Source organism: Mycobacterium sp. SMC-18, from assembly GCF_045310895.1.
In the GTDB taxonomy this organism is placed as follows: Bacteria; Actinomycetota; Actinomycetes; order Mycobacteriales; family Mycobacteriaceae; genus Mycobacterium.
This window is the reverse complement of record NZ_JBJIAL010000036.1, coordinates 1-14,146: the sequence shown is the minus strand read 5'-3', so window position 1 is coordinate 14,146 and position 14,146 is coordinate 1. Positions and strand designations below refer to the sequence as shown.

Genomic DNA, 14,146 nt, shown 5'->3' with positions numbered 1-14,146 from the left:
GTGCACAAATCACACCAGTGAGGCGAGGAGCGCGGCCAGTCCGTACTCGAACACCGCGTCGTAGTCGGTGGGGGAGCGAAGGGCGTCGACCAGCTGCTGATCCGGCCAGTCGTCGCCCCACAGCGAGGCGTCCTCTTCCTCGTGCTCGCCACTGCGAATCGCCGAAAACTGCATCAGCGCAGACGAAATCACGTGCACCTCGATGGAGCGCAAGGCCAGGGCCGCCTGATTGCCGGTGATCCCCAGCGCGGCGAGTTCGGCGGCGAGGGTCTGCTGCACCGACTGGAACAGCGACGGTGTCCGGTCGCGTTCGTGTGCGATGGCCATCAGATGCTGGCGTTCGATGAGCGCGATGCGCTGTGCGCGGGCCAGCGAGACGATGCGTTCTTCCGGGGTGTCACCGGTGGCCGGCAGGCTCGCCATCACCTCGATCAGCCGGTCGATCAGGTGGTCGAAAAGCTTGTCCCGGCCCCCGACGTGCCAGTAGATGGACGTGACGGCGACACCGAGATGCTCGGACAGGCTGCGCATGGAGAAGCCCTCGACACCGTCGCGCTCCAGAAGCGCCGCGGCGGTATCCAGGATGAGTTGAGCGTCAACAGTTTTCGACGGACCCTCCGACCCGCGCTGGGTTGCCTCAGCCATGACCACCTCCTTCAGCCTCGCCGAACACCTAATCACACCAGGGCCGCGTCCTGCCTCTGGATCTGCGGCCCATCACGGTGTAACACTGTTACAGTACTGCCGCTGACGGACGTTCGGGGGCAGCAACGAGGGAGCAGATGTGTTCGATCTGAAGATCACCGGTGGCACTGTCGTCGACGGCACGGGGGCCGACCGGTTCACCGCCGATGTCGCGATCAAGGACGGCAAGATCGTCGAAGTGCACCGCCGCGGCCCGAACGACCCTGTGCTGTCGGGTGATTCGGCCCAGACGATCGATGCCGGCGGCAAGATCGTCGCTCCCGGGTTCGTGGACATCCACACCCACTACGACGGCCAGGTGAGCTGGGACAGCGTGCTGGAGCCCTCGAGCAACCACGGCGTGACAACGGTCGTCGCGGGCAACTGCGGCGTCGGCTTCGCGCCGGTGCGCCCGGGCCAGGAGGAGTGGTTGATCGCCCTCATGGAGGGCGTCGAGGACATCCCGGGCACCGCCCTGACCGAGGGCATCACATGGGGCTGGGAGAGCTTCGGCGAGTACCTCGACGTCATCGGGCAGCGTGAACTTGCCGTCGACATGGGCACCCAGATCGCGCACGGCGCGGTCCGCGCATACGCCATGGGAGAGCGCGGCGCCCGCAACGAACCGGCCAACGCCGACGACATCAAAGCCATGGCGAAACTGGTCCAGGAGGCGATAGAGGCCGGCGCCCTGGGCTTTTCGTCGTCGCGGACACTGGCACACCGCGCCATGGACGGCGAACCGGTGCCCGGCACGTTCGCCGCCGAAGATGAGTTGTTCGCGCTGGGCCGGGCCACCGCGGCCGGTGGCGCGGCGGTCTTCGAGCTGGCCCCGCAGGGCGCGGCCGGCGAGGACATCATCGCGCCGCGCAAGGAACTCGACTGGATGCGCCGGCTCGGCGAGGAGATCGACTGCGCCCTGAGTTTCGCGCTCATCCAAGTCGACGCCGACCCCAATCTGTGGCGTGAACAACTCGACCTGTCGGCTGCCGCGCACCAGGCGGGCAGCAGGCTGTTCCCGCAAGTGGCGGCGCGCCCGTTCGGCATGCTGCTGGGCTTCCCCGGCCATCACGCCTTCACCCACCGGCCGACCTACCGTCGGCTGGTCGCCGAATGCACGCGCGAGGAGCTGGCCGAGAAGCTGGCCGAGCCCGCGGTGCGGGCCGCGATCCTGGCCGAGGATGACCTGCCGATCGACCCCACCAAGTTGTTCGACGGCATGTTCATGCTGGCGCAGAATGCGGCAAATCGCCTGTACCACATCGGCGAACCGCCGGATTACGAGCCGACGGTCGAGCGCACCGTGGCGGCGATCGCGGAGCGCCGCGGCGTGGACCCGCTGGCCGCGATGTACGACCTGATGCTGGAAGCCGACGCCGGCGCCATGCTGATGTACCCGATGTTCAACTACTCGGACGGCAACCATGACGCCATCCGCGAGATGCTCACGCATCCGGCCGGGGTGCTCGGGCTGTCGGACGGCGGCGCGCACTGCAGCATGATCTGCGACGCGTCGTACCCGACGTTTCTGCTGACGCATTGGGCCCGGGACCGCCATCGCGGTGAGAAGCTGCCGCTGGAGTACGTCATCCGCAAGCAGTCGCATGACACCGCCCAGCTGTACGGGATGTCGGACCGCGGCGTCATCGCCGTCGGCAAGAAGGCAGACGTCAACGTCATCGATCTGGACGCGCTGACGCTGCACGCGCCGAAGATGGTGCACGATCTTCCCGCCGGTGGAAAACGCTTGGTGCAGGGCGCAAGTGGGTACGACGCGACGATCGTCAGCGGCACCGTCACCCGCCGGCACGGCATCGATACCGGCGCGCGGCCGGGCCGGCTGGTCCGCGGCATCCGCTAGCCGGTTTGGAATCCTGATGATTTCAGGAGCATCGCGGTACCTCTGGGGTCGTGCAGACGCGGCAGGCCCCGCGCGCAAACTCGCATCCCAGTGATCTGTCCCGGGCCCCCGGCACTCGCCGCGAGGCGCGCTACGTGCGGACGCCGTCGACTGCCGCACGTCGTCAAAGACGTTGGCATAAAGCCATTTTGATGCCGCAGCGCACCCGCCTCGGGCCGCTCCGGCGGGCATCGACGATCCCGCCGGCCTGATCTCCGGCCGGCCGGTGCGACGGCTGAGCGTCCGTCTACCGGATGTGCCGACCGCTCGGCTGACTATTCCCTGCCCGGGCGCGGACACTGCCGCAACCGCCGCGATCTGCGCGCGGCTCGGCAGAGTGGTCGTACCCCGTCAGGAAGGCAGGTTGCGATGCCTCATTCGTCGAGCCGAATCCATCTGGCCGTGGCGCTGGACGGCGCCGGCTGGCACCCGGCCGCGTGGCGTGAACCCGACGCGCGACCCGCCGATCTCTTCGGCGCCGGGTATTGGACCGACCTGGTCATCGAGGCCGAACGCGGTGCGCTGGACTTCGTGACCGTCGAGGACTCGTTGGCAATCCAGTCCGACGATCCCTTCGTGCCCGACCAGCGCGTCGATCGGGTCCGTGGCCGGTTGGACGCGGTGTTGATCGCGGCGCGGGTCGCGCCGCGTACCCAGCGGATCGGGCTGGTGCCCACAGCCGTCGTCACCCATACCGAGCCGTTCCATGTGTCGAAGTCCATCGCGACGCTCGATTACGTGAGTGCCGGCCGGGCCGGTGTGCGCGTCCAGATCGCCGGCCGCCCGGATGTCGCCGCGCACTTCGGGCGACGTGAGGCTGCGTCCCGGTCGCGGGCCGACGAGTATTTCGCCGAGACCGCCGACTACGTCGAGGTGCTGCGCCGGCTGTGGGACAGCTGGGAGGACGACGCCGAGATCCGCGATGCAGCCACCGGCCGCTTCATCGACCGGGACAAGCTGCACTACATCGACTTCAGTGGCCGCTGGTTCTCGGTCAAGGGTCCGTCCATCACGCCGCGCCCACCGCAGGGGCAGCCGATCGTCGCGGCATTGGGCCACGGCCGCGCCGGCCACGAACTGATCGCCGGCAGCGCGGACGTCGGGTTCGTCACTCCCGGCGATGCCGCACAGGCCGTAGCTGTCGTCGAGGAAATCCGTGGGCTGCAACACGACGCCGGCCGCGGTTCCGAGACGATCCACATCTTCGGCGATGTGGTGGTGTTTCTCGATGACAGTGCGCCGGCGGCGCAGGCCCGCCGGCGCCGGCTCGATGACGTCGCCGGTGCCGAATATCGCAGCGATGCAACAGTGTTCGCCGGAACCGCCGCGCAGTTGGCCGACCTGCTGACGGAGTGGCACGGCGCCGGGCTGACGGGATTTCGGCTGCGGCCGGCGGCTCTGCTGCACGACCTGGTCCAGATCACCGAACAACTGGTGCCCGAATTGCGGCGCCGCGGACTCTTCCGCGACGCATACGAAGCGAACACGTTGCGTGGCCTGCTCGGGCTGCCGCGCCCGACCAACCGTTACGCAAGGAGCAGCCAATGAGCAAGCCAGTCAAGCAGATTCACCTCGCTGCGCACTTTCCGGGCGTCAACAACACCACGGTGTGGAGTGACCCGGCGGCGGGCAGCCACATCGAGTTCAGCTCGTTCGAGCACTTCGCGCGGACGGCCGAGCGCGGGAAATTCGATTTCCTGTTCCTGGCCGAGGGCTTGCGCCTGCGCGAACAGAACGGCCAGATCTACGACCTCGACGTCGTCGGGCGTCCGGACACCTTCACCGTGCTGGCCGCGCTGGCCGCGGTGACCGAGCGAATCGGGTTGACGGGCACCATCAATTCGACGTTCAACGAACCCTATGAGGTGGCCCGGCAGTTCGCCTCGCTGGATCATCTCTCTGACGGCCGTGCGGCCTGGAACGTCGTCACCTCGTGGGATGCGTTCACGGGCGAGAACTTTCGCCGTGGCGGGTTCCTGGCGGAGGACCAGCGCTACGAACGGGCCAAGACATTCCTGCAGACGGCGCTGGAGCTGTTCGACTCGTGGCGCGGCGACGAAATCGTGGCGGACAAGACGAGCGGCGTGTTCCTGTCCGAACCCGATGCCGGCGCGTTCGCGCACACGGACAGCCACTTCGACATCCACGGCCGGTTCAACGTGCCACGCAGCCCGCAGGGGCGCCCGGTGATCTTCCAGGCGGGCGACTCGGACGAGGGCCGCGAGTTCGCGGCATCGGCGGCCGACGCCATCTTCTCGCGGCACAGCACGCTGGAGGCCGGGCAGGCGTTCTATACCGACGTCAAGGGCAGGTTGGCACGTTACGGCCGGCGCCATGACGAGTTGCTCATCCTCCCGGCCGCGACGTTCGTGATCGGTGACACCGATGACGAGGCGGCCGACCTGGCGCACGAGGTCCGGCTCGCCCAGGTGTCCGGGCAGACCGCGATCAAGTTCCTCGAACAGCTCTGGAACCGCGACCTGTCCGACCATGACCCGGACGGGCCGTTGCCGGCGGTGGATCCGGTCGTGGGGGAGAACACCATCGCGCGCGGCCGGGCCAGCGTGCGCATGTTCCGGGACCCGCTCGCGATCGCCGCCGAGTGGCGGGCCAAGGCCGAGGCGCAGAACCTCACCACGCGCGAGCTGATCGTCGAAGTCACCGGGCGGCAATCGTTCATCGGATCGCCCCACACCATCGCGGCGACGATCGACCGATACGTCCAGGCCGATGCCAGCGACGGATTCATCCTCGTCCCGCACATCACGCCCGGCGGCCTCGACCCGTTCGTCGACCGGGTGGTGCCACTGCTGCAGGAGCGCGGCACGTACCGCACCGACTACTCGGGCACCACACTGCGCGACCATCTGGGACTGGCGCCGCTGCCGCGGCCGGCGGTGCGCACCAACGTCTCTGCAGAAGTGGCGTCGTAGGTCATGGCGACTCCACTGACCGTGCTCGATCTGGTGCCGATCTCGTCGGGTTCGACTGCGCCGCAGGCGCTACGCAACAGCATCGGCCTCGCCAAGCGCGCGGAGGCCCTGGGCTACGCGCGTTACTGGTTTGCCGAACACCATCTCAATCCGGGTATCGCCGGCACCTCGCCGGCTGTGCTGCTCGCGCTGACCGCGGCGGAGACCTCCACGATCCGACTGGGCTCGGGGGCGGTGCAGATGGGCCACCGGACCGCGGTGGCGACTGTCGAGGAGTTCGGCCTGCTCGACGCCCTGCACCCGGGCCGGTTCGACCTCGGCCTGGGGCGCTCCGGTGGGAAGCCGCGGGAACCCAAAGTCCCGGTGGGTGCCTCGGTGGGCGCTCCGGGTGTCCGCAACGGCGCGCGCGGGTTGCTGATTCAACCGAAGTTCGATCCGCGGCCGCTGCTGCAGTCACCGCGGTTCGCCCTCCAACGGGCACTCCTGCAGCTGCCCGGCGCGCAATCGCAGGACTACAGCGACCAGATCAGCGACATCCTGGCGTTGATCGCCGGCGTCTACCGCGACGCCGACGGCTTGGCGGCGCAGGTCGTGCCCGGGGAAGGCGCCGACCTCCAGATCTGGATCCTGGGCAGCAGCGGCGGTGAGAGCGCCGAGGTCGCCGGCACCAGAGGACTGCGGTTCGCCAGCAACTACCACGTCGCACCATCGTCGGTTCTCGAGGCGACCGATGCGTACCGGGCTGCGTTCCGTCCATCGACCGAACTCGACGAGCCTTATGTCGCGGTGTCGGCGGATGTCGTCGTCGCCGACGACGAGGCCACGGCCCGCGAACTCGCCACCGGATACGGCCTGTGGGTGCGCAGCATCCGCACCGCCGAAGGCGCCATCCCGTTTCCGACCCCGGCCGAAGCGCGGACGCACACCTGGACGGCTGCCGATCGTGAGCTCGTCGCGGACCGGGTGGACACCCAGTTCGTCGGGACCGCCGCACAGGTCGCCGACAAGCTGGAACGGCTGCGCGACGCCACCGGGGCCGACGAATTGATCATCACCACCATCACCCACGACCACCGGGACCGGGTGCGTTCCTACGAGTTGTTGGCCGACGAGTGGTCGCGGCGGTGAACAACTACAGATAGATGTGTAGCGGCGCAGCCCCTTTCAAGGGTGCGCATAGGCTGGACCCATGACACCGGGCAGCGGCCTTTTCCAGATCGAGGACTGCGTCGACGAATCGGGGGCGGTGACGCTGCCGCCCGGCGCGACGCTGATCGCCCTGATCGATGGGAACATCGCGCATCTCCCCGACATGGTGGCATACCGCTACCTCGACTACTCCGGCACCGAATCGCGGACTTACGAAGTGACCTGGGCCCAACTCGGGGTGCGACTGGCGGCCATCGCGGCCCGGCTGCAGTCCGTCACCGAGCGCGGTGACCGCGTTGCCATCATGGCGCCGCAGGGCCTCGACTATGTCGCCGGGTTCTTCGCGGCGATCAAGGCCGGCGCCATTGCGGTACCGCTGTTCGCGCCCGAATTGCCGGGGCATGCCGAGCGGTTGGACACCGCACTCCACGATGCGCGACCGGCAGCGATCGTGACAACGACGGCGGCGCGGCCGGCCGTCACCGAATTCCTGGCCGCGCATCCGGACCTGGGCACGCCGGCAGTCGTCGCCATCGACGAGGTGCCGGACAACGAGGGTGTTTCGTTCGAACCCGTCCACCTCGAGATCGACGACGTCTCGCACCTGCAGTACACCTCGGGGGCGACCCGCCCGCCCGTCGGAGTGGAGATCACCCATAAAGCGGTGGGCACCAACCTGATTCAGATGATCCTGTCCATCGACATGCTGGATCGCAACACCCACGGCGTCAGCTGGCTGCCGCTGTACCACGACATGGGTCTGTCGATGATCGGCTTTCCCACCGTGTACGGCGGGCACTCGACATTGATGTCGCCGACGGCGTTCGTCCGCCGGCCGTTGCGGTGGATCCAGGCGTTGTCGGACGGCTCGAAGGTCGGCCGAGTGGTCACGGCGGCACCGAATTTCGCTTACGAATGGGCGGCGCATCGTGGTGCGCCGAGCCCGGGTGACGACATCGACCTGGCGAACGTGGTGATGATCGTGGGCTCGGAGCCCGTCAGCATGGACGCCATCAAGAGCTTCAACGCGGTCTTCGAATCGTATGGACTGCCGAAGACGGCGATCAAGCCGTCCTATGGCATCGCCGAGGCAACACTTTTCGTGTCCAACATCGCGCCCGATGCGGAGGCGACGGTGCGGTACTTCGACCGCGCGCAGCTGGCGTCCGGTGTGGCGGTGCCGGTGGCCGAGGACGCACCGGGCGCGGTCGCGCAGGTGGCGTGCGGGCAGCCGGCGAGCAGTCTCTGGGTGGTGCTGGTGGACCCGGTCACCGGAACCGAACAGCCCGACGGTCGCGTCGGCGAGATCTGGTTGCAGGGCAACAACATCGGCCGTGGCTATTGGGGCCGGCCGGAGGAGACCCGAGAGGTTTTCCACGCTCGGCTGCGCGGCACCTTGCCGCTGAACAGTCACGCCGACGGCGCCGATGTCGACGGATCCTGGTTGCGGACAGGTGATCTGGGTTTCTACCTCGACGGTGAGTTGTACGTCACGGGTCGTCTCGCCGACGTCATCACGATCAGTGGGCAGAACCACTATCCGCAGCACATCGAGACGACGGCCGCCGACGCGTCACCACTGGTGCGGCGCGGCTACGTGACGGCTTTCACCGTGCCGGGCGAGGATGGCGAACAGCTCGTGATCATCGCCGAACGTGCCTCGGGCACGGCGCGCCACGATCCCCGGCCCGCGATCGAGTCGGTCCATGCGCTCGTTTCGGAGCGTCATGGCGTGACCGTCGCCGAGGTCCGGTTGCTGCCCGCCGGCGGCATCCCGCGCACCACCAGCGGGAAGCTGGCGCGCCGCGCCTGCAGAGCCGCCTATCTGGACGGTTCGCTGTAAGCACCGGGCGCCACGCGGTCGGTTATGAATCAGATCATATTCGAGTGCGTTGACCCACGCCCATGCAGCTCGTGCTCGTCGGATATGGGCGGTTCTTGACTCCTCGATATGAACACGATCATAATTCGGGTCAATCGATCCGCCCGTCAGGAGTCGCCCCATGCCGCCCGACACTCGCCAGTCGATGGTGTTCGCCGCCGTCGAACTGCTGCGTGAGCGGGGCGTCGACGGTGTCACGCTCGACGATGTGCTGAGCCGCAGCGGCGCGCCGCGAGGCTCCATCTACCATCACTTTCCCGGCGGGCGCGCTCAGATCATCGACGAGGCCGCGCAGCTCAGCGGTGATGCCATCTCTCGGCTGATCTCCAGGGCGGCACCGGACGGACCGGCGGCCGTCGTCGATGCCATGACCGGATTCTGGCGGAAGCTGCTGCGCCAGAACAACTTTGCGGTCGGCTGCCCGGTGGTGTCCATCGCCGTCAGCGCGGCACCGGGTTCGGCGCTGGCGCAGCACGCCAATCAGATCTTCCGCACCTGGCACCAGCTGGTCACCGACTGTCTGGTGGCCGACGGCGTCGGCACCGCGGTTGCCCGCCGACTGGCCACCATGTCGCTCGGTGCCATCGAAGGTGCCATCACCATGTGCCGGGCCACATCGAGCCTGCAGCCGCTCGATGATGTCAACGCCGAACTGAAGTTGCTGCTGGCAGCCCGGACGCTCTTTGCCGCAGGCGCACCTACCCCGAAGGGAAGTTGAGACCATGGAATGGACCGGTGCGGTGTATGCCGACGCCCCGACCGTCGAGGTGTCGACGTGGATCGACGCGCCCGTGGCACGGGTCTGGGAAGTGGCGTCGGACATCACGGTGATGCCCGAGTGCAGCCCCGAGCTGCAGCGGGTCGAATGGCTCGGGGACTGTGACGCACCGCGTGTGGGAGCCCGTTTCGTCGGCCACAACAGCCATCCCGCGCTCGGGGAGTGGTCGACGGAGTGCGAGATCGTCGAGTATGAACCACAACATGTGATGGCCTGGGCCATCGGCGATGCCGGCAACCCGACCGCAACGTGGCGCCTGAGCCTGCACCCCGAGGGCACCGGGACCCGGTTGGCGGAATGGGCCCAGATGGGCCCCGCACCGTCGGGGTTGTCACTGGCGATCGCCCGGATGCCCGACAAGGAGCAGAAGATCGTCTTCAACCGGCTCCGCGAATTCGAGTCCGGGATGCAGTGCGCACTGGCGTACATCAAGCAGCGGGCCGAGAGCTGATGCGCGCAGCGACGACGGTCGAGGCTGCGAGCCTCGGAAACTGGAATTATCAAAGGCTTTTCGTCTCCGAGGCCGAGAAGTTGGGCCTGGACATCTGTTGGGTCGCCGAGGCGTGGGGATCCGACGCGCCGTCGGCACTCGGGTACTACGCCGCGTGCACGGAACGGATGTTGTTGGGCTCGGGCATCATTCAGCTCGGCACCCGGACGCCGGTGGCCATCGCCCAGGCCGCGATCACGCTGTCGAATCTGTCGGGCGGGCGCTTCCTGCTGGGCCTCGGCGCATCGGGACCCCAGGTCATCGAGGGACTGCACGGCGTACCGTTCGCCAAGCCGCTGGGCCGGATGCGGGAGACCATCGACATCATCCGGCAAGCGATCGGGGGCGAGCGGGTCACGTTCAGCGGCAGCCAGTTCCAGATTCCGCTGCCGGGCGGTGACGTGAAGCCGATGCGCCTGTCGATGCGGGCGGAGCACGAAATCCCGCTCTACATAGCGAGTCTCACACCCGCCATGCTGCGGCTCACCGGCGAGGTCGCCGACGGCTGGCTCGGCACCAGCTTCGTCCCCGAAGGTGCCGACGACGCCTACTTCGCCCACCTCGACGACGGTCTCGGGCGCTCGGGCCGTGCGCGTGCCGATCTCGACATCTGCCAGGGCGCCGAGGTGTCGTTCGCCCGCGACGAGGCTCATCTCAACACACTGATCGACGCCCGGAAGTCCGAGCTGGCGTTCAGCCTCGGTGGGATGGGTTCGACCTCGACCAATTTCTACAACCAGGCGTACAGCCGGCAGGGCTGGGCCGAGGTCGCGGCGGCGGTCCGGGAACGCTGGCAATCCGGTGACCGTGATGGTGCGGCGGCACTGATCACCGACGAAATGATCCTGGCCACCACGTTGATCGGCACCGCGGACATGGTGCGCGATCGCCTTCAGGTGTGGTGCGATGCCGGCGTCGACACCGTCCGGATTTACCCTGCGGGCGACACTCTCGAGGAACGCTTCACCACGCTCGGTGCTGCCATCGACATGGTGCATTCGATCGAGCGGTGATCCGGCAGGCCTGACGGCGGCAGGCACATCATAGGGAGTTCCCTTATTTGCCGGGCCGTGACGCGGACGTAGCGTCGAACCGTGGTTCGAGCTGGCCAGCGCACCGCGATTTGTCTGCCATGTTCCAGCGCCCGAGGAGATGTCATGCCCAGTCGGAGGCGAAATCTGAGACGCATCGTCACGCCGATTCTGGTCGCGTGTCTGTGTACGTTCGGTCTGATGCTGCCGCCATCGGCCAGCGCCGATCAGTTGTCGAACGGGCTCACCGCGACCTGTACGCCGGACAGCGACGTCCACGTCACGTGCATCATCGGCGGATGCGCTCGCGTGCACGGTGACTACGTCATCGACGCGGTACACATCATGTGGAACGGCATCCAGTCCGAATACGAATTCAAATGCATCAACGGCGCCACCGCACGGTGGGGACATGACAACGGCGGCAAGGCTTTCAAGATCGGCGTCCAGGGCTGCCGCAAGAAAGATTTCGAAGGCGACTGGTGCGGGCCGTGGGCGGACTACAACTACACCCCGCCCGCCAAGCCGCAGGAGGCGCCGGTGAAATGTCCGGCGGGATCGAAGACTGAGACGGTGCCTGCAGGACAACAGTGTGAGGCAGCACCCTTGGCGGACATCAAATGCCCGGACGGGTCGCCGACCCCGACGGTGCATGCCGGCCAACAGTGCGCGCCGATTCCTGAGGTGACCAACGCGATTCAGGCGTCGTTCGGCGCTCCGGGTGCGACGAGCATTGCCTTCAATGTCTCGAACACGTCGAATCTCGCGGCCACGTGCAACTATGTCGCCACCACGAACTCGGTGAATCCGTTGGTGCCGCGCAAGACCACCCGCCAGTTCAACGTCCCTGCCAACGGGAACCACACCGAGAACTTCAGCGGTGCACCGACTCTCTCCACCTACAACGTCGTGCTGTCCTGCCATGACGCCAGTGGTAAGCAGAAGTCGGAGATGGGCCACGTCGAGACGTCGGTGACGTGGTGACCTGACCCAACTCGGGGGCGTCCTGCCACGGTCGGCAATGGTGCCGGGCCGTGGCAGGGCGGCGTCCGCTTACGTGTAGGCGACGTGGACGTTGTGGATGTGACCCTCGAACGGGAAGGGTGCGCGTTCGCGGTAGTCCATCGATACCGGCGACCCCAGGCAGGTGCCGATGTCGAGGCAGTCGTTCGCGGTGAACAGCAGCGGCGCGCTGATCGGAACCTGTCCGGTGGCCACCGTCTCACCGTCGACGGCGACGGTGATGTCCAGCGGACCGCCGGGGCGTGGCTCGGCGTACCGGGTGGTCACCGTGATGGTGTGACGGCCGGGCGCGATGACGGACTCGGACTGAATCTTGGTGCGCTGCAGGATGAACAGGTTGTACTCATAGCGGATGTGGCCGTCCTCGAGGTAGCAGGTCAGGCCACCTGCGCCGCTGCCCAGTGCGTAGAGCACTCCGGACGCGTTCTCCGGGACCTCGGCGTCGATGGTCACCACATTGTTCTTGTTGCCCAGAGCCGGGGCGCAGAACTCGGGCATGCGGATCATGTCGCCGGAGAACTGCCATTCCCGGAACGGCGGTGCGATCCGCAATTCCGGGTGGTAGACGGGAACCCACAGCCCGCCACCGATGGGCAGCACGGCGTTGCGGGCCGCTTCGATCGCGAACATCTCCCGCATTTGCGCGAGCTTCTCCGGCTGCTGCTCGACGAGATCATTGGCCTGCGACCAGTCTTCGTCCAGGTTGTAGAGCTCCCAGACGTCCAGATCGGGTGTCCACGTCGCGATGCCCGGCGGCTGTCCCGGCACCCACGGCAACCGCGGCCCACGCGCCGACGCGATCCAGCCGTCGTGATAGATCGCGCGGCTGCCCATGATCTCGAAATACTGGGTCTTCTTGCCGCCCGGCGCATTCCGGTCCACCAGCGTTCGCGCGAAGCTGGCGCCGGCCAGCGGCATCTGTGGTTCCCCGTAGACCGAGCGTGGCGGCTCGATGCCCACCAGCTCGTAGATCGTCGGCACGATGTCGTTGCAGTGCAGGAAGTTCTCCCGGGGCACGGTGTCGGCCGCGATCTTCGCGGGCCAGCGCACCGCCAGCGGATTCCGGGTGCCGCCCAGATGCGACGCCAACAGCTTCATGCCCTTGTACGGCGTGCTGCCTGCCCAGGCCCAACCCGCGTGGTACTGATTGTCGACCAGGGGAGAGCCCAGGACATCCAGGCCGCCGAGCTCCTCGAGAGCGTCGATGTGCTGGCGGACGGTCGTCGGAATTCCGTTTTGCGCCAACAACTCCGAGATGGTGCCGTTCTGGCCTTCGCCAGAGGAGCCGTTGTCACCCCAGATGTACAGGAGCAGCGTGTTGTCGCCGTAGCCGAGGGCGTCGAGTTCGTCGGTGATCCGGCCGACCTGCACGTCGACGTGCTCGGCATAGCCGGCGGCGACCTCCATCAGGCGCCGCTGGAACGGCTTCTCGTCCTCGGGGATGTCGTCCCATGCGGGCAGGGTCTCATCGCGTTCGGTGAGTTCACAGTCCTGGGGGATCCAGCCCTTGTCCTTGGCGCGCTCGAACACCCGCTGCCGGTAGGCATCCCAGCCGTCGTCGAACTTACCCGCGTACTTGTCGGCCCATTCCTTCATGATGTGGTGCGGCCCGTGCAGGCAGCCGCTGGCCCAGTACATGAAGAACGGCTTGTCGGCGTTGAAGGCCTTGTGCCGGCGCAGCCACGAGATGGCGTCGTCGGCCAGATCCTCGGACAGGTGGTAGCCCTCTTCGGCCGTCTTCGGAGGCGCCACCACCGTGGTATTGCGGACCAGGTTGGGCTCGTACTGGGACGCCTCGCCGGCGAGGAAGCCGTAGAAGTATTCGAAACCCAAACCGGTGGGCCAGTTTTCGAACGGGCCCGCCGCGGTGGTCTCCTCGGCAGGCGTGTTGTGCCACTTGCCGAATGCCGACGTGGCGTAGCCGTATTGCTTGAGCACCTCGGCGACCGTCGCGCTGGATCGCGGAATCTTGCCCGCGTACCCGTCCCAGTCGTTGGCGAGTTCGGCGATCTGCCCGTTACCGATCTCGTGATGGTTACGGCCGGTCAGCAGCGACGCCCGTGTCGGCGAGCACATGGCCGTGGTGTGAAACCTGTTGTAGGAGACGCCTTCCGCGCACACGCGGTCGAGGGTCGAGGTGGTCACCTCACCGCCCAATGCGGACGGCAGACCCGGACCCGCGTCGTCGATGAGGACTATGATGAACCATCCCGCGTTTGATGCGCACCTCCTTCCTTGGGAAGGTGCATGTCATGCCGAGCAAGTACGACCCGGAG

General features: G+C 67.2%; 10 protein-coding genes and 1 pseudogene. 9 read left to right on the top strand and 2 right to left on the bottom strand.

The annotated features are described in order from the left end of the window. Window positions 1–9: 9 nt before the first annotated feature. Window positions 10–645, bottom strand: a complete 636-nt coding sequence (locus tag ACJH6J_RS23540) for a TetR/AcrR family transcriptional regulator (protein ID WP_064858160.1) — start codon at window positions 643–645, stop codon at window positions 10–12. 139 nt (window positions 646–784) lie between these two features. Between ACJH6J_RS23540 and ACJH6J_RS23535 the strand changes: the two genes are divergently transcribed. The 9 genes from ACJH6J_RS23535 to ACJH6J_RS23495 all read left to right on the top strand — a co-directional run bounded on the left by ACJH6J_RS23535 (window position 785) and on the right by ACJH6J_RS23495 (window position 11,831). Beyond that, window positions 785–2,545 (top strand): amidohydrolase family protein, encoded by a 1,761-nt coding sequence (locus ACJH6J_RS23535; protein ID WP_406804606.1) that lies wholly within the window; start codon window positions 785–787, stop codon window positions 2,543–2,545. Between the two features lie 408 nt (window positions 2,546–2,953). After that, window positions 2,954–4,132 (top strand): LLM class flavin-dependent oxidoreductase, encoded by a 1,179-nt coding sequence (locus tag ACJH6J_RS23530; RefSeq protein WP_406804605.1) that lies wholly within the window; start codon window positions 2,954–2,956, stop codon window positions 4,130–4,132. Further along, entirely contained in the window at window positions 4,129–5,517 is a 1,389-nt protein-coding gene (locus ACJH6J_RS23525) for an NtaA/DmoA family FMN-dependent monooxygenase (protein WP_406804604.1), read from the top strand. The genes ACJH6J_RS23530 and ACJH6J_RS23525 overlap by 4 nt, the downstream gene beginning before the upstream one ends. 3 nt (window positions 5,518–5,520) lie before the next feature. Continuing rightward, a complete protein-coding gene (locus tag ACJH6J_RS23520; RefSeq protein ID WP_406804603.1) occupies window positions 5,521–6,645 on the top strand; it encodes an LLM class flavin-dependent oxidoreductase in 1,125 nt (374 codons plus the stop codon). Window positions 6,646–6,706: 61 nt separating this feature from the next. Beyond that, a complete protein-coding gene (locus ACJH6J_RS23515) occupies window positions 6,707–8,509 on the top strand; it encodes a fatty acyl-AMP ligase (RefSeq protein WP_406804602.1) in 1,803 nt (600 codons plus the stop codon). A gap of 160 nt (window positions 8,510–8,669) precedes the next feature. Beyond that, complete coding sequence (locus ACJH6J_RS23510; protein WP_406804601.1) at window positions 8,670–9,266, top strand: TetR/AcrR family transcriptional regulator; 597 nt, start codon at window positions 8,670–8,672, stop codon at window positions 9,264–9,266. A 4-nt stretch (window positions 9,267–9,270) separates the two neighbouring features. Then, window positions 9,271–9,777, top strand: coding sequence for an SRPBCC family protein (locus tag ACJH6J_RS23505; protein WP_406804600.1), 507 nt, complete (start codon window positions 9,271–9,273; stop codon window positions 9,775–9,777). Continuing rightward, window positions 9,777–10,829 carry an LLM class flavin-dependent oxidoreductase gene (locus ACJH6J_RS23500; protein ID WP_406804599.1) on the top strand — a complete coding sequence of 351 codons (1,053 nt, stop codon included), beginning with the start codon at window positions 9,777–9,779 and terminating at the stop codon, window positions 10,827–10,829. The genes ACJH6J_RS23505 and ACJH6J_RS23500 overlap by 1 nt, the downstream gene beginning before the upstream one ends. 219 nt (window positions 10,830–11,048) lie before the next feature. After that, the gene (locus ACJH6J_RS23495) at window positions 11,049–11,831 is read left to right on the top strand and encodes a hypothetical protein (protein WP_406804598.1); all 783 of its coding nucleotides are present in this window, start codon (window positions 11,049–11,051) and stop codon (window positions 11,829–11,831) included. A gap of 69 nt (window positions 11,832–11,900) precedes the next feature. On the opposite strand, the pseudogene ACJH6J_RS23490 reads toward ACJH6J_RS23495, so the two are convergent. Beyond that, window positions 11,901–14,102, bottom strand: a pseudogene (locus ACJH6J_RS23490) (sulfatase-like hydrolase/transferase); the annotation flags it as partial. Window positions 14,103–14,146: the final 44 nt, after the last annotated feature.

Excerpts from the sequence above, each read along its gene's own strand:
- ACJH6J_RS23495 (WP_406804598.1), top strand. The coding sequence starts at position 11,049 with ATGCTGCCGCCATCGGCCAGCGCCGATCAGTTGTCGAACGGGCTCACC.
- ACJH6J_RS23515 (WP_406804602.1), top strand. The coding sequence starts at position 6,707 with ATGACACCGGGCAGCGGCCTTTTCCAGATCGAGGACTGCGTCGACGAA.
- ACJH6J_RS23500 (WP_406804599.1), top strand. The coding sequence starts at position 9,777 with ATGCGCGCAGCGACGACGGTCGAGGCTGCGAGCCTCGGAAACTGGAAT.
- ACJH6J_RS23525 (WP_406804604.1), top strand. The coding sequence starts at position 4,129 with ATGAGCAAGCCAGTCAAGCAGATTCACCTCGCTGCGCACTTTCCGGGC.
- ACJH6J_RS23540 (WP_064858160.1), bottom strand. The coding sequence starts at position 645 with ATGGCTGAGGCAACCCAGCGCGGGTCGGAGGGTCCGTCGAAAACTGTT.
- ACJH6J_RS23505 (WP_406804600.1), top strand. The coding sequence starts at position 9,271 with ATGGAATGGACCGGTGCGGTGTATGCCGACGCCCCGACCGTCGAGGTG.
- ACJH6J_RS23520 (WP_406804603.1), top strand. The coding sequence starts at position 5,521 with ATGGCGACTCCACTGACCGTGCTCGATCTGGTGCCGATCTCGTCGGGT.
- ACJH6J_RS23530 (WP_406804605.1), top strand. The coding sequence starts at position 2,954 with ATGCCTCATTCGTCGAGCCGAATCCATCTGGCCGTGGCGCTGGACGGC.
- ACJH6J_RS23510 (WP_406804601.1), top strand. The coding sequence starts at position 8,670 with ATGCCGCCCGACACTCGCCAGTCGATGGTGTTCGCCGCCGTCGAACTG.